Here is a 19,603-nt window from a genome sequence, read left to right on the forward strand (position 1 = left end):
CGTTCAGGTGGACCCAGCCGCGCGGCCGGTCTCGACACCCCGAGCTGCTCGCGCGCCGCTTCGGGTACAACCGGGGCCATGGACAGCTGCTGGTCCGAAGAGGAAGCCCAGGCCACCATCGCGCGCTACGCCGAGGCGCCGCGCAGCAACCGCGACATCGCCCTGCGCGTCTACAGCTCACGACTGATCGGCCGCGAGCCCAGCTTGGTGCTCCACGGCGGCGGCAACACCTCGGTCAAGACGCGCCTCGTCGACGACAGCGGCGAGCTCGTCGACGTGCTGTGCGTCAAGGGCAGCGGCTGGGACCTCGGCGACATCGAGCCCGCCGGGCTGCCGGCGGTCCGCCTGGCCACGCTCAGCGGCCTGCGCGAGCTCGAGCGCCTCTCCGACGAGGACATGGTCAACGCTCAGCGCACGCGCCTGCTCGACGCGAGCGCCCCCAACCCCTCGGTCGAGACCCTGCTCCACGCCTTCTTGCCGGCGAAGTACATCGACCACTCCCACGCCGACGCGATCTTGGCCCTCGTCGACCAGCCCGAGGCCGAAGCGCTGTGCCGCGAGGTCTACGGCGAGCGCCTGGCCGTGGTCCCCTATGTCATGCCTGGCTTCGCCCTCGCCAAGCTCGCCGCCGAGGTCGCCGCGGCCAACCCTGCCGCCGAGGGCATGCTGCTGCTCCAGCACGGCCTGTTCACCTGGGGAGAGAGCGCCCGCGAGTCCTACGAGCGCCACGTCCAGGCCGTCGACCAGGCCGAGCGCTTCATCGCCAAGACCCGGGCCGAGTCCGGCGAGCACCTCGTGCCCAAGCTCCCGGGCAGCGAGCACCTCGCCGTCTACGCCGCGACCTTGCGCGGCCGCCTCGGCGAGGGCGAGCGCCGCTACTTCCTGCACTTTCGGGCCAGCGACAGGATCCGCCGCTTCGTCTCCAGCCCCAAGCTCGACGCGCTCAGCCAGCGCGGCCCGGCCACGCCGGACCACGTGATCCGGACCAAGGCCAAGCCGCTGCTCCTCGATCTCGACGCGCTCACCCCGGAGCAATCTCAGGCGCACATCGAGGCCGCCCTCGACAGCTTCCGCGCCGACTACCGGGCCTACGTCGAGCGCCAGATCGCCGCCCACCCCGAGCGCACGATCACCCCCCTCGACCCCGATCCGCGCGTCATCTTGGTCCGCAACCACGGGCTGATCGGCGTCGGCGCCTCGCCCAAGGCCGCCAGCGTCGCCGCCGACCTCTACGAGCACACCATCGACGTCATCGACGCCGCCGAGGTCGTTGGCCGCTACCAGGCGCTGCCCGAGGCCCACCTCTTCGACATGGAGTACTGGTCCCTCGAGCAAGCCAAGCTCGGCAAGCGCGCGCCCAAGCCCCTCGCGGGGCAGATCGTCTACATCACCGGCGCCGCCCGGGGCATCGGCGCGGCCACGGCCCGGGTGTTCGCCGAGGCGGGCGCGGCCCTCTACCTCGTCGACCGCGACACGGAGGCCCTCGAGCAGCTCGCCAACGAGATCGGCGAGGGCGAGGTCGCCTGGGAGGGCCTCGACGTCGCCGACGAGCCCGCCGTGGCCGCGAGCATGGCCCGCTGCGAGATCCACTTTGGTGGCCTCGACGGCGTGGTCTCCAACGCCGGCGTCGCCCCGCAGTCTCCGATCGCCACCTGCGACCCCGCGCTCTTGCGCCACAGCTTCGAGGTCAACCTCTTCGCCCACCAGTGGATCGCCGCCCACGCCATGGGGATCTTCGCGCGCCAGGGCATCGGCGGCTTCCTGCTCTTCAACGCGTCCAAGGCCGCCTTCAACCCCGGACCCAACTTTGGGCCCTACGCCCTGCCCAAGGCCGCGCTGATCGCCCTGACCAAGCAGTACGCCCTCGAGGGCGGCCCCCTGGGCGTGCGCGCCAACGCCATCAACGCCGACCGCGTGCGCACCAGCTTGCTCGCCGCCGAGGACGTCGAGCGCCGCGCCGCCGCCCGGGGCCTCGAGGTCGACGCCTACTTCCGCTCCAACCTGCTCGCCCGGGAGGTCAGCGCCCGAGAGGTCGGCGAGGCCTTCTTGCACCTCGCCCTCGCCCAGAGCACCACGGGCTGCGTGCTGACCGTCGACGGGGGCAACATCGCCGCCTCCCCGCGCTGACGCGGCGCCTCGCGCTGACGCGGCGCCTCTGGTCTCACGCGACAACGGCCGCGCAGCTCGATCTGCGCGGCCGTTGGCGCGTGAACACCCTGCGCAGCGCCGACGCGATCAACACTGGCGGCAGCCATGTCGACCTCCGCATCGCCGCCCATCATCGACGCCTGGATTCAGCACCCGACCCCGGCGTTCTTGAACGACCCGATGCTCGCCTCCTTGCGCCGGTGGATCCGCATGGACAGCGTCCCCGCGCAGATCCCCGCCGAGCTCACCCTCGCCGCCCTCGACGCCGCCAAGGTCGAGCGCGCCCTGATCTCGGCCTGGGTCGGGCCCCAGGGCGCGCTGCTGAGCAACGACCAGGTCGCCGCCTTGACCCGCGCCCACCCCGATCGCCTCATCGGCGTCGGCTCCGTCGACCTGCGCCACCCCATGGCCGCCATCCGCGAGGTCCGGCGCTGCGTCGAGGAGCTCGGCTTCGTGGCCATCCGCGCGCTCCCCTGGCTGTGGGAGCTGCCCCCCGACCACCGGCTCTTCTACCCGCTCTACACCGCCTGCGTGGAGCTCGACGTCCCCTTCTGCACGCAGGTCGGGCACACCGGGCCGCTGCGTGGCTCCGACTACGGGCGCCCGATCCCCTACCTCGACAATGTCGCCCTCGACTTCCCCGAGCTCACCATCATCGGCGGCCACGTCGGCTACCCCTGGACCGACGAGATCATCGCCATGGCCACCAAGTACGAGCGCGTGTTCATCGACACCAGCGCCTACAAGCTGTCCCGCCTGCCCCCCTCGCTGGTCGACTACATGCGCCGCCACGGCCGGCGCAAAGTGCTCTTCGGCTCCAACTGGCCGATGATCTCGCCCAAGGACTGCCTCGAGGGCCTCCACGCCCTCGGCCTCGACGACGAGGCCCAGCGCCTGTTCTTGGCCGAGAACGCCCGCAGGGTGTTCAAGCTCGACTAGCGCGAAGCGCGTGTGCGCAGGCTCATCTTTGCTGGAGCCTTCACATGGGCTCCAGCCTTGACGAGCATGGGCTGCCGGGCTAGATACCCGCTCCCGGCTCGCTGTGGCGGGTCGGGATCTCAGGGGGCATAGCTCAGCTGGGAGAGCATCGCACTGGCAGTGCGAAGGTCAAGGGTTCGAGTCCCTTTGCCTCCAACCAAAGAAGGGCAGCCAGGTCATCCTGGCTGCCCTTCTTCTTTCGTGGTTCTGACTCGGGTTTCCGCTCTGGCTCGCGTCGCGCTCCGTCGCCGCCTGCGAGGATGGCGTCCACGTTGGGGAATCGCAGTATGCACACATCAACAATATGCGCATATCGACTCGACACCCCCGCAAGAATCTCAATAGTGGAATCACGCATTCGTTTCCTGGAAAAATGGAAACTTCTCCCCGCGACCGTGCAAGCCCATTCGCCCTCGAATCGGCATGATGAGACAATGGACACACGAGGTTCACGCGAACTAAAATGACACCGATATTATCCAAAAAAAAAAAATAGTTGAGCCGATTCGGCCTCGGCGGCAACTACCCGGAGATGTCCACAAAGCCCCTATTCACATCAGTCACCTCCTGGTCTGCGCTCGCGCTGTCCTCGTGCATTGCCTTCGCCGGGTGCGACGACGCGGAGTACCCCTACGATGATGACATTCAGTCGCAGGCCGCGGGCCACGGCTCGGCCAGCGCCGACGCCCTGAGGCCGGGCACCGACCCGAGCCCCGCCGCGGTCCCCATCCCCACGTGCAGCACCGACGTCTACGTGGGCGACTACTACATCGAGACGCAGGCCGACCTCGACGCCCTCAACAACTACGCCAAGGTCGAAGGCGACGTCGTCTTCTACCTCACGGACATCGTCGACATCGTCGGCGTCGACTGCCTCGAGGAGATCACCGGCGACCTCGCGTTCACCGAGAACGGCTACGCACAGACGGTCTCGGGCTTCGCCGGGCTGACCACCATCGGCGGGACCATGGACTTCCTCTACAACGGGTTCCAGACCAGCGCCCAGTTCAGCGTCAGCGGCTTCGACAACCTCGAGTCCCTCGACAAGATCTCCATCACCTCGAGCGTGAACTTCTACCTCGACGGGCTCGACAACCTCGAGACCCTCGGCAGCCTCGGCGGGTCGGAGTCGACCAACATCTACGTGTCCGGCCTCAACAGCCTCGAGACCCTCGGCAACATCAACTTCACGCTGACCTACAACATCTACATCGACGGACTCACCGCGCTCGAGACCATCACCGGCGCGGCCAAGTTCATCGAGCCCAGCGGGGTCTACCTCGACGGCCTCGCCAACCTCGAGTCCATCGGCGGCGCGCTCTACTTCTACGAGGTCTCCCTCTACCCGGAGACCACCGCGCTGCCCAGCCTCGAGTCCCTCGGCAGCTTCTATCTGCGCGCCTACGGGAACACCGTCACCGACTTCGCGGGCCTCGACGCGCTCGAGAGCATCAACGGCTCGCTGACCATCGACGGCGCCAACTTCCAGACCCTGTCGGCCTTCGGCGCGCTCCAGACCGTGGGCGGCAGCCTCAACCTGTGGGAGCTCTACAACCTCACCGAGATCACTGGCCTCGACGAGCTCGCCAAGATCTCGGGCAACCTCACCCTCGCCGAGAACGAGAGCCTCACCGAGCTCGGGCTCGGCGAGCTCAGCAACGTCGGCGGCAACGTGGTCATCATCGACAACACCGCGCTCTCGACCTGTGACGCCCAGGCCCTCGTCGACCAGCTCAGCAATCTCGGCGGCAGCGTCACCATCTCCGGCAACGGCTCGTGCTAGGAGACGCCTAGGAACCCAGCGCGGCTCCTGGCGCCGGGATTTTCGTCGAGGGCGCGGAGCCAAAACGCTGCTGTACCGGGCGAGGCGGGCGTGGACCTCGATGTCCGCGCCCGCCTCTGCGTCGAGGCCCAGCAGCGATGTCACTGAGTCCCGCGCATCTCTCGCAAAACCATATTTTCGCTGCAAACCCAAAATTAGTTGAACCGAGTCGGCCACCTCGTGGCGACTGTTAGATCGACTACGGGATCGATGACTCGAGCCCCCCTCGCGCCTACACGCCCCTGCATGCCATCCGAGCGCTGACATGACACAGCCTCCGAGCAGCCACCAAGCCCCGCCCCTCGATCAGCGCGCGCTCCCACCATCGCCCGCGCACATGGCGAGATGATGCGGACCTTCATGATCCCCTACAAAGGCCCCCAGCCCTGGGCGCCTCCAGGCCGCCCGCGTGGGCCCTGCGCTCCGCCGCTTCGACCGAGCTGAGCCGCCGACCTCCCAACACGCTTCCCCCCGAAGTCACGGCTAGGCGTCTAGGAGCCCGTGGTGAAACCCAACACGACACCTGGCTTGGTCTTTTCGCCGAGGGCTTTGTCGCCAAAACTTGCAGTACGCCCGGTACAGCAGCGTTTTGGCTCCGCGCCCTCGACGAAAATCCCGGCGCCAGGAGCCGCGCAGGGTTCCACCACGGGCTCCTAGCCATCGTGCGCGCCGCTAGCGAGCGCCCGCGTGGTCTGTGCTCGCCCATGCCAATCAACGAATAAATACATCATGGTGACCGAGACAATCGGCCACCATGGGTCTTCTTTTGTATTCGAGCACTCCTTTTCACGACGCCCAAGAGCAGTGCTTTTGTCACTTTAATCAGTTGCCCGAGGTTCTTTCACACCTATGCTCTCGCCATGTTTTGGCGAAGACAATGAAACAAACTGACTTCTCACTCAGAGCTTTCACATTCGGCATTGGATTACTCACCTGCGTATCCACATCAGCCTGTGATAGCGAAGAGAGCGGTGAGGTCGGGGGCGTCGATTCCCTGGCCGACGACCAGCCTCGGCAGGGCTCGACCCAGCCCGGCGCGGGAGCGTCACAGGCCAGCCTCGTCGCCAGCGCGAGCGCGCCCCCCTCACCGGCGCTCGTCTTCGTCCCGAGCTGCGGCGACCAGACCTTCGAGGGCGACTATTTCATCGAAGACGAACAAGACCTCTTGGACCTCGAGAACTACCTGAAGGTCGACGGAGACATCGTCATCGAAGGCACCGCGATCATCGATCTCGTGGGCAGCGACTGCCTCGAGCAGCTCTCCGGGAGCCTGCGCTTCGTCGAAAACGGCGCCCTGACCTCGATCTCCGGCTTCGACGGCCTGACCAAGATCGGCGGGGGGATCAGCTTCGTGGAGAACGGCGGCGACATCACCGTCGACGGGTTCGAGAGCCTCGCCAAGGTCGGCGCGAAGCTCTCGATCGTGGTCGAGTCGACGATCACCATCGAGGGCCTCGACAACCTCGAGTCTCTCGGCGGGATCGAAGCGCTCGAGTCCGGCCAGCTCTACTTCCCCGGACTCGACGGCCTCGAGGTCATGGGCAGCGCGAGCTTCGAGCTCGTCGAGGGCGTCCACTTCGACGGCCTCGACTCGCTCGAGCTCGTCGAGGGCGGGCTGTCCTTCCTCGAGGTCGAGACGATCAGCGCCGACGGCCTCGGCGCGCTCGAGTCGATCTCCGGCGGCCTCAGCTTCGACGAGGTCTCCTTCGCCCCCGGCGCCCTCGACTTCCCCAGCCTCGAGTCCATCGGCGGCGATATCCGGATCGAGCACATCGCCAGCGGCGCCCCCCCGACGTCCGTATTTCAAGCCCTCGAGAGCCTCGGCGGCGACATCCTGCTCTCGGAGATCGAGATCTCCGAGCTCTCCGGCTTCGACGAGCTCGAGACCGTCGGCGGCAGCATCCAGTCCGAGGGCGTGTCGATCGAGTCCCTGTCCGGCTTCGGGGAGCTCGAGAGCGTCGGCGGCAGCGTTCAGCTCTTCGGCTTTCCCCAGCTCATCGAGTTCTCGGCCTTCGCCGCGCTCGAGAGCGTCGGCGGAGACCTGCAGCTGATCTCGCTGGGAGAGATCACGGACCTCGACGGCCTCTACGCGCTCGAGAGCGTCGGCGGGGACCTCGACCTGGTCGAGAACATCTCGCTCGAGCAGATCCACATCAACACCGCGCTCAGCGTCACCGGGGACCTGTCGATTTCCTATAACCCCGCGCTCTCGAGCTGCGCGGTCCAGGACTTCGTCGATCAGCTGAGCTCGGTCGGCGGCACGATCACCTTGTCCGACAACGGCCCTTGCTGAGCGGCCGAGAGCCACGAGCGCCGACTTCGCCAGCCACAAAACGGCGCATCACTTCCCCGTTTCGCCAGCACCGGACACGACTCGAGTTCGGTGCTGGACCCGTCGGACTCCCACGTTGACCACTATCCACCATCGGCACCTCGCGCCATACAAAGTATGAGTCATTAAATTCATCTTCTGCACATCATGGCTCTCTCGCCGCTTGCGAGATGAGATTATCTCACCATGACCAGCAGAATATGACACCAACGATGGCAACGACATTCACCACGATCTCCACCGGTCTCGCCTTGCTCACCTGCGCGGCGTTGTGCGGATGTGACGACTCGGAATTCATCGAGGAGCAGGCCCTCGCGCCCCTTCACGACGCCTCCGCCCCACCTCCGGCCTCCGTCGAACCCGCAGCAGGCGACGAGCCAAACACCGCCCTCGTGACGGCCTGCAGCGCAGGAACATACGAGGGCAACTTCGAGGTCTACACCCCCGAAGATCTCGAGGTGCTCGCCGATTACTCGAAGATCAACGGCAACTTGTACATCATGACCGATCTGTCCGTGATCAACGGCCCCGACTGCCTCGAGGAGGTCACGCGCAATTTCGTCGTGACCGAGAACGCCTACCTGAAATACCTCAAGGGCTTCAACGGCCTCCAGCGGATCGGCGGGGAGCTGCTCTTCGACTACAACAGCTCACAGACGAGCAGCTTGACCGTCGAGGACTTCGACGCGCTCGAGCAGATCGGCGCCATGACCTTCCACTCGGATGTTCCCGTCAGCATCTACTGGAGCACCATGGCCAATCTCCAGTCGATCAAAGGTCAGCTGAGGGCCTACGACACGGACGAGATCCTGCTCGGCGGTCTCCACAGCCTCGTGGAGATCGGCAGCATCAGCTTCGAGCACACCGGCGCGATCGACTTCTCCTTGGTCGCGCTCGAGACGCTCCATGGTGACCTCTACTTCAACGACGTCGAAGTCGTCCACAACGACGGGCTCACGGCGCTCGCCTACGTGGGCGGAGACATGCGCTACACCGACACCTGGGTCCCAATGAGCGAGTGGACATTCTTCGGCATCGAGCATATCGCCGGCGACCTCGAGATCTCGAGCAGCAGCGACACAAAGTACGTCGAGGGCTTCCTCGTGCTCGAGAGCGTCGGGGGGAGCATCATCCTCGACGGACTCGCCGCCAGCAACATCGAGGCCTTCGACGTCCTCACGACGGTGGGCGGCGATCTCCAGATCCACGACAACGCCAGCCTGTCCGAGATCATCGGGTTTAGCTCCTTGACCACGGTCTCCGGGAGCCTGTCGATCTCCGAGAACGACGCGCTCGACGAGCTCGGCCTCGACGCGCTGATCGCCGTTGGCGAGGACGTCGACATCCACGACAACCCCTCGCTGTCGACCTGCGACGTCGACGCGCTCGTGAACCAGCTGGACGTCCTCGGTGGGTCTGCGTATATCGCGGACAACGAAGCCTGCGATTGATCGCGTCGCGAACAAGCCGCGCTGCAAGTCGAACTTGCAGCGCGGTTTTTTCGCGAATTCGACGATCGCGCCACACCATCCAATGACAAATCGCAATTGATGCCAGTTCTTCGCTCTGCCTTCGGATAATTAGTATTTAAATCAACCAGAACTGTTGCACCGAGCCATTGGTCTTTCTATTATTGTTTCACTCGAGAGTGGTCGCCCATGCGCTGAACGGCCCCGAATCGACCAGGCTCGAGTATCTAGACCGATCCCACCCACGCGCCGTGCGCGTGATGGGCGTGATTGGGTCAACAGGAATAGCCAGCATGAAACATACAATTGCACCCACGTTCCTCTCCTCCACCTTCGCGCTGCTCGCCTGCGCGGGCCTCGTGGCCTGCGACGATCCCGAACTCGTCGACGAGCTCGCGCTCACTTCCGCGCCTCAACCAGCTGCGGGGACCTCACCCGCCTCGGTCAACACGGCCGTCGGCGACGATCCTCAGCCCGCGGTCGTCTCCGCTTGCAGCGACGCGGTCTACGTTGGCAACTACAACGTCACGAGCAAGGCCGACATCGCGGCGCTCAACGACTACGCGAAGATCGAAGGCTCGCTGACCTTCACCTACCCACCGATCGACTATGCCGCGACCGGCAGCTGCTTGAAGGAGGTCACTGGCAACCTGGAGATCCTCGGTGAGGGCGGGGAGATCACCGTCGAGACCATCGAGGGGCTCGAGACCGTCGGTGGCAGCCTCACCATCGACACGGCGATCTTCAGCGCCAACGCGGCGTTCCCGAGCCTCGAGTCCGTTGGCGGAGACGTCGAGATCGCGCTGTTCAGCTCGGAGACCTCGGATCTCCCGAGCTTCGAGTCACTCGCCACCATTGGCGGCGAGCTGTGGATCTACGAGTCGGACATTCAATCGCTGTCTGGCTTCAACGCGCTCGAGACCGTCGGTGGTGGCGTCATCCACCTCGAGGGTATGGACGTCGAGCTGCTGTCCGGCTTCAACGCGCTCGAGACCTTCGACGGGGACCTCGCCATCAACGCGCTCTACTCGCTCACCGATATCTCCGGCTTCACCGCGCTCGAGACCGTCACGGGCGGGCTCTCGCTGTCCTCGATCGGCATCGTCGACCTCGTCGGGTTCCCGAGCTTGACCACGATCGGCGGCAGCATCGACATCGCCGACGAGCCTTACCTCGAGAGCATCGACATCGGCGGACAGCTCAGCATCGGCGGCAACCTGCTCATCGCCGGAAACCCCGAGCTCCCGCAGTGCGACGCCGAGGCCTTCGTGGCCCAGCTCGTCCAGGTCGGCGGGACCGTCACCGTGTCCGGCAACAAGCCCTGCTAGCGCGCCGGCCCCGTTAGTGTGCGCGGCAGAGGACTTGAAGGGCCCCAGGCTTGGAGCACCGGCCGCACACTAGGGCAGCCGGGCCTGGCGACGGGCTCGCCGACACGCGGTCGCAAGTCCGCGCGTCGGCGAGCCCGACCATATCCTCACATCGACATCATAGTATCCATCCTGCCAACGTGTTGACCCATACGCTGCGGGCCGCGAGACTGCGCGGGCCATGGACGACGCCCACGAGGAGACGGCCAGCAACCTCGGCCACAACGTCCGTCAGCTGCGGGAAGCTCGTGGACTATCGCAGGCGCAGGTCGCCAAGCTCGCCGGCGTCCCCCGGCCGACCTGGACCAACATCGAGTCGGGCAGCGCGAACCCGACCCTGGCCGTGCTGCTCAAGGTCGCGGCGGCGCTGCACGTGCGCGTGGAGGAGCTGCTGGCCACGCCCCGGGGCACCGGCAGGTTCTACCCGGCGAGCAGCCTCGAGGTTCACAAGCGCGGCGCGGTGACGATCCGCAAGCTCCTGCCCGAGGGCCTGCGCGGCCTCGACATCGAGCGCTTCGAGATCCCCGCCGGGGCCAGCCTCGTCGGCGTACCCCACACCCAGGGCACCCGCGAGTACCTGACCTGCGAGCGCGGCGGCATCGAGCTCAGCGTCCGCGGACGCAGCTTCCGCCTCGAAGCTGGTGACGTGGTCGTCTTCGCCGGCGACCAGCACCACGCCTACCGCAACGTCGGCCGCGGCCGCGCGGTCGCCCACAGCGTGGTCACCTTCGCCTCACCGGGGGCCCGCGCCCCGGGCTGACTCAGCCCTCGCCCTCGGGGTAGCTCGGCTGCTCGACGGCGACGATGACCAGCTCGAGGTCGCCCCGCGGCCTGCGGATCTCGACGTCGTCGCCGACCTCCTTGCCGAGCAGCGCCTTTCCGATCGGCGAGTTGACGCTGATCTTGCCGGCGTCGACGTCGAACTCGTCGCCGCCCACGAGCTGCCAGCGCTTGCGCTCGCCCGCCTCGTCCTCGACGGTCACCCACATCCCAAAGTGAACCCTGCCGTCACTCGGGGCGGTGCGTACGACCTTCAGCTCCCCCAGGCGCTTGTTGAGCCAGCGGACCCGGCGGTCGATCTCCCGCAGGCGCCGCTTTCCATACTGATACTCGGCGTTCTCCGAGCGGTCACCGAGGGCGGCCGCGGCCGCGACCTCATCGGTCACCCGCGGGCGCTCGACCTTCCATAGCTGCTCGAGCTCGGCCTGCAGCTTGGCGTGTCCGATGGGGGTGATCAGCTTGTCGAGGGCAGCCATGGGCGGCACAGGAGCCTGCCAGCCCCGCGCGCGGATGCCAAGCGCGGCGCGACGATCTCGACCGTGGCAATTAACGTGAATCCAGCCAAGAAGAGTAGCCACTCGTGCGCTGAGCAAAAATATTTTCACTTTTGAAAACGCGCACCGTAGCGCGTTTCACGCGACACATCTCGACTTTTCGATCATTGGATCACGCGCGTGATCGCGCGCTCATTTGCTCACTGAGCCTACCGCCCATACATGTGAACAGAGGTAGGATTCAATGCTCAATCCAATTGCAAACAAAGACATTGTAAAAGTCTTCACTTTTGGCTCATTGCTGTTCATCGCCGATGGATGTGGCGACGATGGCGTCACCCAAGGTGACGGAGACGAGGCGGGAGAGACCGCTGGTGAGGCGGAGGCCGGAAGCGCGGATGGCAGCGACGCCGAGGCCGGGGGGAGCGGGGCCGGGGAGGGCGAAGACATGGATGAGGGCGGCAGCACTGGCGACGGTGATGGCGACGGCGACGGTGATGGCGATGGCGATGGCGATGGCGATGGTGACGCTGGCGGCACCATCGAAGGCGGCGGCGACGGAGGCAACGATGGCGACGCCGATGCCGACGGCGGCGGAGACAATGGGGGCGAAGATGAAGGCATTGACGATGGTGGTGAGCCATTCGAGACCTGTGACAAGATCGATCTGCTCTTCGTGATCGACAATTCCGCGAGCATGATGAGCGAGCACGAGCGGATCGCCGAGTCCCTCGACCCCTTCTTGATCTCCTTGTTCGCCGAGCTGCCAGCGACCTCCTGGCATATCGGCATGCTCGCCAGTGACGACAAGCAGCTCATCGAGCAGGACTCCGACCACTTCAACTGCTATGGCCCCGCCTCGCCCAACTATCTGATCCACAGCGGCCCGATGCTGGCGTCCGTCAGCGACGCGCTCGCGTGCACCCTCGACGGCGTCGGCGTGAGCGGCGAGGCGGGCGAGCGGCCGGCCAAGACCATGCTCGCCGGCCTCAGCTTCCAGGCCAACGACCCCGGGGGCTACAACGCCGGCTTCATCCGCGAGGACGCCGAGCTCATGATCGTGCTCGTCGCCGACGAGGACGACGCGTTGACCGACAGCGAGCAGGGCTCCTCGGGCGACCCCGCCGAGTGGGTGAGCGAGATGATCGCCATGCGCGGCGGCGCCGACACCCTCAGCGTGCTGGGGATCCTCGGCCGCGACGAGCCAAACGCCTGCCCCGAGACCCCGGAGGCGGAGATCGATGATCTCGTCGGCAGCGGCGACATCGACGACTTCCCCGCCTACGCGGACTTCACCGAGCCCGCCACTCGGCTGACCGAGCTCGTCGAGGCCTTCCCCCGCCACTACCTCGAGGACGCCTGCGTCGCGGACTATGGCGACGCCTTCTTCGCCAGCGTCGAGATGCTGGCGAGCTACTGCGCCCTCGACTGAGCGCGCCGGCCAGGCGAGCGCAGCTGGTCCCCGCGCTCGTCACGAGACGGCCGACAGAGTTGACGCGAGCGGCGAGCTTGCGGAGTGGCCAGCCTCCGCAAGCTCGCCACCTTTGTTCTCCACCACACCACTCACCTTCACCGAGTTTAGGAAGGAAACCATGAACATCCCTCTCAATCACACTTTCTCACTCCTACGCCGGGCGGGGCTCGGCCTCGCAACCGTGGCCGCGATCTCGGCCTGTGGCTTCGACACCGACGGCGAGTTCGACTCGGGCAACGCCATGGGCACCGAAGGCGGCGCCGACAGTGAGGGCGCCGATGACATCGGCGAAGACGAAGGCCAGGGGGGCAGCCAGGACGGCGGCAGCGCCGACAGCGATGGCGGAGATGGCCAAGATGGTGGCCAAGATGGCGGCAGTGACGGTGGCGCCGAAGGTGGCGACGGCGACGGCGACGGCGACGGCGACGGCGGCGCCGAAGGTGGCGACGGTGGCAGCGGCGACCTCTACCAGGCCTGCTCGAACATGGACATCCTCTTCGTCGTCGACACCTCGGCGAGCATGATCATCGAGCAGGCCAAGCTGCACGCGGCGGTCGGCGAGTTCGTGACCGCCCTGGGCGAGAACCTGCCCGAGACCAGCTTCCACGTCGCCGCCGTCGGCAGCGAGGATCCGACGCTGAACGACACGGGCCTCGACCTCCTGCCTTGCAGCGGCCAAAGCGGGCGCTACACCAGCTTTACGGGCGACGACATCAGCCTGTCCACCCTCGCCGAGATCCAGTGTCGGGTCGAAGTCGGGATCATCAACTTCTCCGCCGAGCGACCCGTCCAGACCATGCTCACCGCCCTGTCCGAGTCTCAACAAGGTGGCCTCAACGCGGGCTTCCTGCGCCAGGACGCCGACCTCGTGGTCGTGATGATCGCCGACGAGGACGACGACCTCGACGACAACGACGGCACCCCGGGCGCCCCCAACATCTGGGGGGCCTCGCTCTCGCTGTTCAAGGAGGGCCTCATGCCCACCACCAGCATGATCAGCCTGATCGGCCAGCCCGAGCCCAACGCCTGCGGGCTCCTCGACCTCGACCTCGACCTGCTCGGGCTCGACCTCCTCGACCTCGACGTCGACCTGCTGACCGCCTCCGAGCCCGGCACGCGGCTCAGGGCGCTGGCCGAGCAATACCCCGGGGTCATCGGTGACGTCTGTCAGCCGAGCTATGCGCAATTCTTCGTGACCTCTGCGGCGGCGCTCGCCGATATCTGCGGAGGCTGAGTTGCGCGCTCCCTTCACTGCCGCCATGCGCGGCCCTGGGCCGAGCTCCACCGTGAGTGGCTCGCCGTACTCCCCGACGGCGACACGGCCTCGGCCCAGACCCCGCTTCGCGGCCCGATCACCCTGCGATCGCTGATCTCGACGATTCGCTAGCGCTTCCAACAAGTCGCCCCTCGAAGGTTTGATTCTTCGAGGGGCGACGCAATTACATGCATATTGAATTAGAGCATTTGTGCTCGAATGCGCGAATAAAAATAACCCGATTAACTGTTGCACTCCTCCTCAACCAGTGGATATTGAGTGCATGCACGCTGGACACCGCAGTCACATCATCAACGGCCTGACCCTCGCTTGCCTCGGCGCCTTCGTGGCTACACCTCTCGCGGGCTGTAGTTTTGGCGCCGACATCGAAGTCGAGGGCGAGATCTACGAACAAGGAGGCACCGACGGCGACGGAGCCATGGACGAAGGCGACCCTACCCACGGGGAAGACGGGCCGTCCGATGGCACCGACGGCGACGGTGGAGCCGAGGGAGAGGGAGAGGGAGAGGGAGAGGGAGAGGGAGAGGGAGAGGGAGAGGCCGAGGGCGGCGGCCAAGATGGCGGCAGCCAAGATGGTGGCGAGGCCGAGGGCGGCGAAGCCGAGGGCGGCGAAGAGGGTGATGACAGCGGCGGTGTCGTGGACGTGCCCTGCTCGAACATGGACATCCTGTTCGTGATCGACTCCTCGACCAGCATGGTCACCGAGCAGCTCAAGGTCCTCGACGCCGTCCAGGATCTGCTCACGATGCTGAGCCAGACCTTCCCCGACACCGTGTTCAACCTCGGGGCGATCAGCGCCAACGACTCGGTGCTCAACGCCCTGAGCTCCGACCTCCTGCCCTGCAACGGCGGCGGCTCCGGCTTCATGAACTTCGTCGGCAGCGAAATCGACCTCGGCGTGGTCGCCGAGGCCACCTGCCTGCTCGACGTCGGCTTACTCGACGGCGCCGCCGAGCAGCCGGTCAACTCGCTGCTCGAGGCCCTCGAGCAGACCGGCGTGGGCGGGGTCAACGAGGGCTTCTTGCAGGAGGGCTCCGAGCTCGTGGTCTTCCTGATCGCCGATGAAGACGACGACCTCATCGACGGCGACGGCACCCTCGGCGACCCGCTGGACTGGGTCAGCCAGCTCGTCGACATCCCCGGGCTCGAGGACGTGGGCGTGAACGTGTTCAGCCTGCTCGGTCAGCCCGAGCCCAACGAGTGCGTGGGCCTGCTCGAGCTCGATCTCCAGCTGCTCGAGGTCCTCGGCCTCGAGCTCGACATCCTGTCCGAGGCCCTCGCCGCCGTCCGTCTCAACGAGTTCAGCATGTCCTTCCCCGGCCTCGTCGACGACGTCTGCCTGGGCAACTACACCGGCTTCTTCACCGACGCGGTCAACGAGCTCGCGAACATCTGCGAGATCTGAGCTGGCCGTGCGCGCTTCGAGTCTCGTTCATGGTCCTGGGCCGAGCCACGCCGGCAGCCGATCGCCCCTCGCCCTCAGGGCGACGTGGCTTCGGCCCAGACCCCGAGCACGTTCCCGCTCGGGTCACTGAAGTGAAAGCGCCGCCCTCCGGGAAACTCGAAGGGCGGCTCGACGACCACACCACCGGCGTCCTCGACGGCGGCGAGGCTGGCCTGGAGATCCTCGGAGAACAGGATCACCAGCGGCCCGCCGCCCTCACCTTTGTAGCCCTCGACCTGGCGCAGGCCGCCGATCTCCCCGTCCTGCTTGCGGATCCCCGCGTAGGCCGGGCCGTACTCGTTGAAGGCCCAGCCGAAGGCCTGACCATAAAAGCGCGTGGCCGCGGCGAGGTCCCCGACGCAGATCTCGATGTAGTCGATGGCGTGGTGAAGGTGCACGCCCTCTTCTCGCCCCGCGTTTGGGCTCAGTCAAGCAGCGCAGCCAGGGCCGCAGCGCTCAGCCCACGCAGCAGGCTGACGTTGCGTGCCGGGATGCCCTCGATATCGACGTGGCCATCCACCGCGCGGCTGATGCTGTCCTCGCGCAGCAGGTGGAGCATCGGGAAGGGCGAGCGGTTGCTGTAGTTCGCCGGGTCGTCGGCGGGCGCGTCGGCGAAGCGATAGTCCGGGTGGAAGCTGGCGATCTGGACCACCCCCTCGAGCTCGCGCGCGGCGATCAGGCCGTCGGCCTCGGCCAGAAAGTCGTTGTAGTCTTCGAAGTCGAGCAGGCAGCGCGGGTGGACCAGCAAGCTGGTCTCGCGCTCGCTCGCCGGGGTGTCGAGCAGCGCGGCCAGCTCATCGTCGAGGGCCGCGAGCAGCTCGAGGGGGTCTCGGCTCGCGCACACGGCGATGCGCAGACGACCGGCCTCGACGGGGCCGCGGGCGAAGGGGCACAGGTCGAGGCCGACGACCACGCGCTCGACCCAGGCCAAGGTCCGCAGCCGGACCTCGCGCTGGGCCGCGGGGGTGTCGAAGTCGAGCTCGGGCGCGCTCATGCGGACGGCCGCAGCCCGTAGATCTGCCGCGCCTCCTCGGGCGAGGCGACCTCGCGCCCGGCCTCGCGGGCGCAGGTCGCGAGCGCCTCGATCAGCGGCCCGTTGCCCGAGCTCTTGTCCCCGCTGGGCAGGTAGAAGGTGTCCTCGACCCCGGTGCGCAGCTGGCCGCCGAGCTCGGCCGTGCGCCGGTGCAGCGCCCAGACCTCCTCGCGGCCGATCGCCGTGACCTGCCAGGTGCTGCCATCGAGGCGGTAGTCGACGAGCAGCTCGAGCAGGCGGGGATCCGCGGGCATGCCCGAGGCCACGCCCATCACGAAGTTGTAGTCGGGGTGATCCGTGAGCCCGGCCTTCACGAACAGCTCGATGGAGCGGACGATGCCGACGTCGAAGCACTCGAACTCGGGCATCGCCCCGGTCTCGGCCATGACCTTCAGGAATTTCTCGACCTTGGCCACGGGGTTGTCGAAGAGCATCGGCGGCCAGGCCCACTGGCCGTTGCTGCGGACCTTGAGGTAGTTGAGGCTGCCCGCGTTGCAGGCCGCGATCTCCGGGCGGACCCGTCGCATGCAGGCCTCGGGGCCCGAGATGTCCGCGCCGACCACCCCGGTGCTCATGTTGATGATCACCCCGGGGCAGGCCTGGCGGATCGCCTCGATGATCTCGCCGGCGATCTCGGGCTCCCACGAGGGCATGTGGCCCATGCCCGGCGCCTGGCTGCGAAAGTGCACGTGCATGATCGCGGCCCCGGCGTCGAAGGCCTGCCTGGCCGACTGCGCCATCTCGGCCACGGTCACCGGGACCGGGTGCTGCTTGGGGTTGGTGAGCACGCCAGTGATGGCGCAGGTCAGGGCTGCCTTGTCTCGCAGGTTGCTCATGGTCTCGCTCACTCGCTGACTTCGGGGTCGGGCTCGGGCTCGGGCTCGATGACGACGAGCACCTGGTTGTTGTCGACCTGCTCGCCGGCGCCGACCCGCAGCTCGCGGATCGTGCCCGCGATCGGCGAGAGCAGGGTCGACTCGATCTTCATGGCCTCCATCACGAGCAGGCGCTCGCCGGCGCCGATCCTCTGGCCCTCGGCGATGTCGACGGAGAGGATCTTGCCCATGGTCGGCGCGCGGATCACCCCGTCGCTGCCGTCGGCGCTGCCCTGCGCCATGTCTTCGTGGGGGCGGTGCTCGGCGAAGCGCAGGCGCAGGCCGTCGTGCTCGAGCTGGAGCTCGCCGGCCGCGGTCCAGGCGTAGACGCAGCTGCTCTGCAGGCCGTCCACGTCCACGCGCAGGCGCAGGCCGTCGTGCTCGAGCGAGCGCAGGCTGTGCTCGGCGCGGATCCACAGCGCCTCGCCCTCGCCCGCCTCCGCGCCGACCTCGGGGTCGCTCGGGGGATCACTGATCCGGCGCAGGCCGACCCACCAGCGCACCGGGCCGACGCCGCCGCCCGTGGGCCGCAGCTCGGCGCGGACCAGCTGCTCGCCGCCGGCGTCTTCGAAGCGCAGCTCGATCACGCTCGCGCCCTGGTGCGCGCTGCGCCAGCCCGGCTCGAAGCCCGGGCGCCCGTGGCCGCCCTCGCGCACGGTCTCGGTCCAGATCATCGCGGCCGTGGCCACGAGCGCCGCGGCGGCCGTCCTCGGCCGCCCGAGCGAGCCCGTGGTCTCGAGCTCGGACTCGACGAAGGCCGTAGTCACCTGGCCCTCGACGAAGGCCGGGTGCTCGAGCAGGTCCATCAAGAAGCGCTTGTTGGTCCGCGGCCCGAGCAGCGCCGTGTCGCGCAGGCCGAGCAGCAGCCGGCGTCGGGCCTGTTCGCGGGTCGCCCCATGGGCGATGACCTTGGCGACCATTGGATCGTAGTCGCTGCCCACGTGCTGACCCGCGCCCACGCCCACGCGCAGCCCGTGGTCGACGCGCAGGCCCTCGGCCTCGGCCGGGCGCCAGGCGAGCAGCTCCCCGGTCTGGGGCATGAAGCCCGCGGCCGGATCCTCGGCGTAGAGCCGGGCCTCGATCGCGTGCCCCTGGAGCACGACCTGATCCTGGATCAGCGGCAGCTCGCCCCCCGCCGCCACCTCGAGCTGCCACTGCACGAGGTCGAGGCCGGTGACGCACTCGGTCACGGGGTGCTCGACCTGCAGGCGGGTGTTCATCTCGAGGAAGTAGAAGCTGCCCTCGGCCGCGAGCAGGAACTCCACGGTCCCGGCCCCGACGTAGCCGATCGCCTGGGCCGCGGCCACGGCGGCCTCGCCCATGCGCGCGCGCAGAGCCGCGTCGACCACCGGGCAGGGCGACTCTTCGATGATCTTCTGGTGGCGGCGCTGGGCCGAGCAGTCGCGCTCACCGAGGTGGATCCCCGCCCCGTGGGCGTCGGCGAACACCTGGATCTCGACGTGACGCGCGCCCTCGACCAGCTTCTCGAGCAGCAGGTCGCCCTTGCCAAAGGCGTTTTGGGCCTCGCTGCGCGCGCTCTCGATCGCCGCGGCGAGCTGCTCGGGGCCGTCGACGCGGCGCATGCCACGGCCGCCGCCGCCGGCCGTGGCCTTGAGCAGCACCGGGTAGCCGATCCGCGCCGCCTCCTGCTCGAGGCGCGCGGGGGTCTGAGCCTCGGGCGGGCCCTGAAAGCCGGGGACCGTGGGCACGCCGGCGGCGATCATCCGCGCCTTGGCCTCGGCCTTGTCGCCCATGGCGGCGATCGCCGCTGGCGGCGGGCCGACGAAGACGATCCCCGCGTCGGCGCAGGCCTGGGCGAACTCGGCGTTCTCGGACAAGAAGCCGTAGCCCGGGTGGATCGCGTCGGCCCCCGTGCGCGCGGCCGCGGCGAGGATGGCTTTGACGTCGAGGTAGGACTCGGCCGCCGGCGCCGGGCCGATGCGCACGGCCTCGTCGGCCATGGCCACGGCCCGGCCGCGCGCGTCGGCGTCGGAGTAGACGGCGACCGTGCGGTAGCCGAGGGCGCGGGCGGTGTGGATCACCCGGGCGGCGATCTCTCCGCGGTTGGCGACGAGGAGCTTGTTGAAGCTGGGCATGGGGATTCAGTGGAA

General features: G+C 67.5%; 15 protein-coding genes and 1 tRNA gene. 11 read left to right on the plus strand and 5 right to left on the minus strand.

The window, feature by feature from the left end; translation table 11 throughout:
- The first annotated feature begins 78 nt into the window (after positions 1–78).
- The 8 genes from G6O69_RS03835 (at position 79) to G6O69_RS03870 (ending at position 10,876) form a co-directional block, all read left to right on the plus strand.
- A complete protein-coding gene (locus tag G6O69_RS03835) occupies positions 79–2,127 on the plus strand; it encodes a bifunctional aldolase/short-chain dehydrogenase (RefSeq protein ID WP_172302171.1) in 2,049 nt (682 codons plus the stop codon).
- A 126-nt stretch (positions 2,128–2,253) separates the two neighbouring features.
- On the plus strand, positions 2,254–3,087 hold the full coding sequence (locus G6O69_RS03840) for an amidohydrolase family protein (RefSeq protein ID WP_172302172.1): 834 nt from the start codon (positions 2,254–2,256) through the stop codon (positions 3,085–3,087).
- Between the two features lie 122 nt (positions 3,088–3,209).
- Positions 3,210–3,282 (plus strand) — tRNA-Ala (locus tag G6O69_RS03845).
- Positions 3,283–3,622: 340 nt separating this feature from the next.
- Positions 3,623–4,909: a hypothetical protein gene (locus tag G6O69_RS03850; protein ID WP_172302173.1), complete on the plus strand. Its 1,287-nt coding sequence runs from the start codon at positions 3,623–3,625 to the stop codon at positions 4,907–4,909.
- Positions 4,910–5,825: 916 nt separating this feature from the next.
- Complete coding sequence (locus tag G6O69_RS03855) at positions 5,826–7,241, plus strand: hypothetical protein (RefSeq protein ID WP_172302174.1); 1,416 nt, start codon at positions 5,826–5,828, stop codon at positions 7,239–7,241.
- Positions 7,242–7,492: 251 nt separating this feature from the next.
- Positions 7,493–8,731: a hypothetical protein gene (locus tag G6O69_RS03860; RefSeq protein WP_172302175.1), complete on the plus strand. Its 1,239-nt coding sequence runs from the start codon at positions 7,493–7,495 to the stop codon at positions 8,729–8,731.
- Between the two features lie 311 nt (positions 8,732–9,042).
- Positions 9,043–10,077, plus strand: a complete 1,035-nt coding sequence (locus G6O69_RS03865) for a hypothetical protein (RefSeq protein ID WP_172302176.1) — start codon at positions 9,043–9,045, stop codon at positions 10,075–10,077.
- Between the two features lie 220 nt (positions 10,078–10,297).
- The gene (locus G6O69_RS03870; protein WP_172302177.1) at positions 10,298–10,876 is read left to right on the plus strand and encodes a helix-turn-helix domain-containing protein; all 579 of its coding nucleotides are present in this window, start codon (positions 10,298–10,300) and stop codon (positions 10,874–10,876) included.
- A gap of 1 nt (position 10,877) precedes the next feature.
- Here G6O69_RS03870 and greB read toward each other — a convergent pair whose 3' ends face one another.
- Complete coding sequence (gene greB / locus G6O69_RS03875; protein ID WP_172302178.1) at positions 10,878–11,372, minus strand: transcription elongation factor GreB; 495 nt, start codon at positions 11,370–11,372, stop codon at positions 10,878–10,880.
- 262 nt (positions 11,373–11,634) lie between these two features.
- Between greB and G6O69_RS03880 the strand changes: the two genes are divergently transcribed.
- The 3 genes from G6O69_RS03880 (at position 11,635) to G6O69_RS03890 (ending at position 15,545) form a co-directional block, all read left to right on the plus strand.
- Complete coding sequence (locus G6O69_RS03880; protein ID WP_217909763.1) at positions 11,635–12,822, plus strand: hypothetical protein; 1,188 nt, start codon at positions 11,635–11,637, stop codon at positions 12,820–12,822.
- 160 nt (positions 12,823–12,982) lie between these two features.
- Complete coding sequence (locus G6O69_RS03885) at positions 12,983–14,098, plus strand: hypothetical protein (RefSeq protein ID WP_172301224.1); 1,116 nt, start codon at positions 12,983–12,985, stop codon at positions 14,096–14,098.
- 304 nt (positions 14,099–14,402) lie between these two features.
- Complete coding sequence (locus tag G6O69_RS03890; RefSeq protein ID WP_172302181.1) at positions 14,403–15,545, plus strand: hypothetical protein; 1,143 nt, start codon at positions 14,403–14,405, stop codon at positions 15,543–15,545.
- Between the two features lie 74 nt (positions 15,546–15,619).
- Here the strand turns inward: G6O69_RS03890 and G6O69_RS03895 are convergent, their stop codons facing one another.
- The 4 genes from G6O69_RS03895 to G6O69_RS03910 are packed head-to-tail and all read right to left on the minus strand — an operon-like array spanning position 15,620 to position 19,588.
- Positions 15,620–15,982, minus strand: coding sequence for a VOC family protein (locus G6O69_RS03895; protein WP_172302182.1), 363 nt, complete (start codon positions 15,980–15,982; stop codon positions 15,620–15,622).
- 26 nt (positions 15,983–16,008) lie between these two features.
- Complete coding sequence (locus tag G6O69_RS03900) at positions 16,009–16,578, minus strand: DUF1415 domain-containing protein (RefSeq protein WP_172302183.1); 570 nt, start codon at positions 16,576–16,578, stop codon at positions 16,009–16,011.
- Positions 16,575–17,453, minus strand: a complete 879-nt coding sequence (locus tag G6O69_RS03905; RefSeq protein WP_172302184.1) for a 3-keto-5-aminohexanoate cleavage protein — start codon at positions 17,451–17,453, stop codon at positions 16,575–16,577. Before G6O69_RS03905 ends, G6O69_RS03900 begins: the two co-directional genes overlap by 4 nt.
- An 8-nt stretch (positions 17,454–17,461) precedes the next feature.
- Positions 17,462–19,588, minus strand: a complete 2,127-nt coding sequence (locus G6O69_RS03910) for a biotin carboxylase N-terminal domain-containing protein (RefSeq protein ID WP_172302185.1) — start codon at positions 19,586–19,588, stop codon at positions 17,462–17,464.
- Between the last annotated feature and the right edge of the window lie 15 nt (positions 19,589–19,603).

The sequence above is a fragment of the Pseudenhygromyxa sp. WMMC2535 genome (assembly GCF_011083025.2).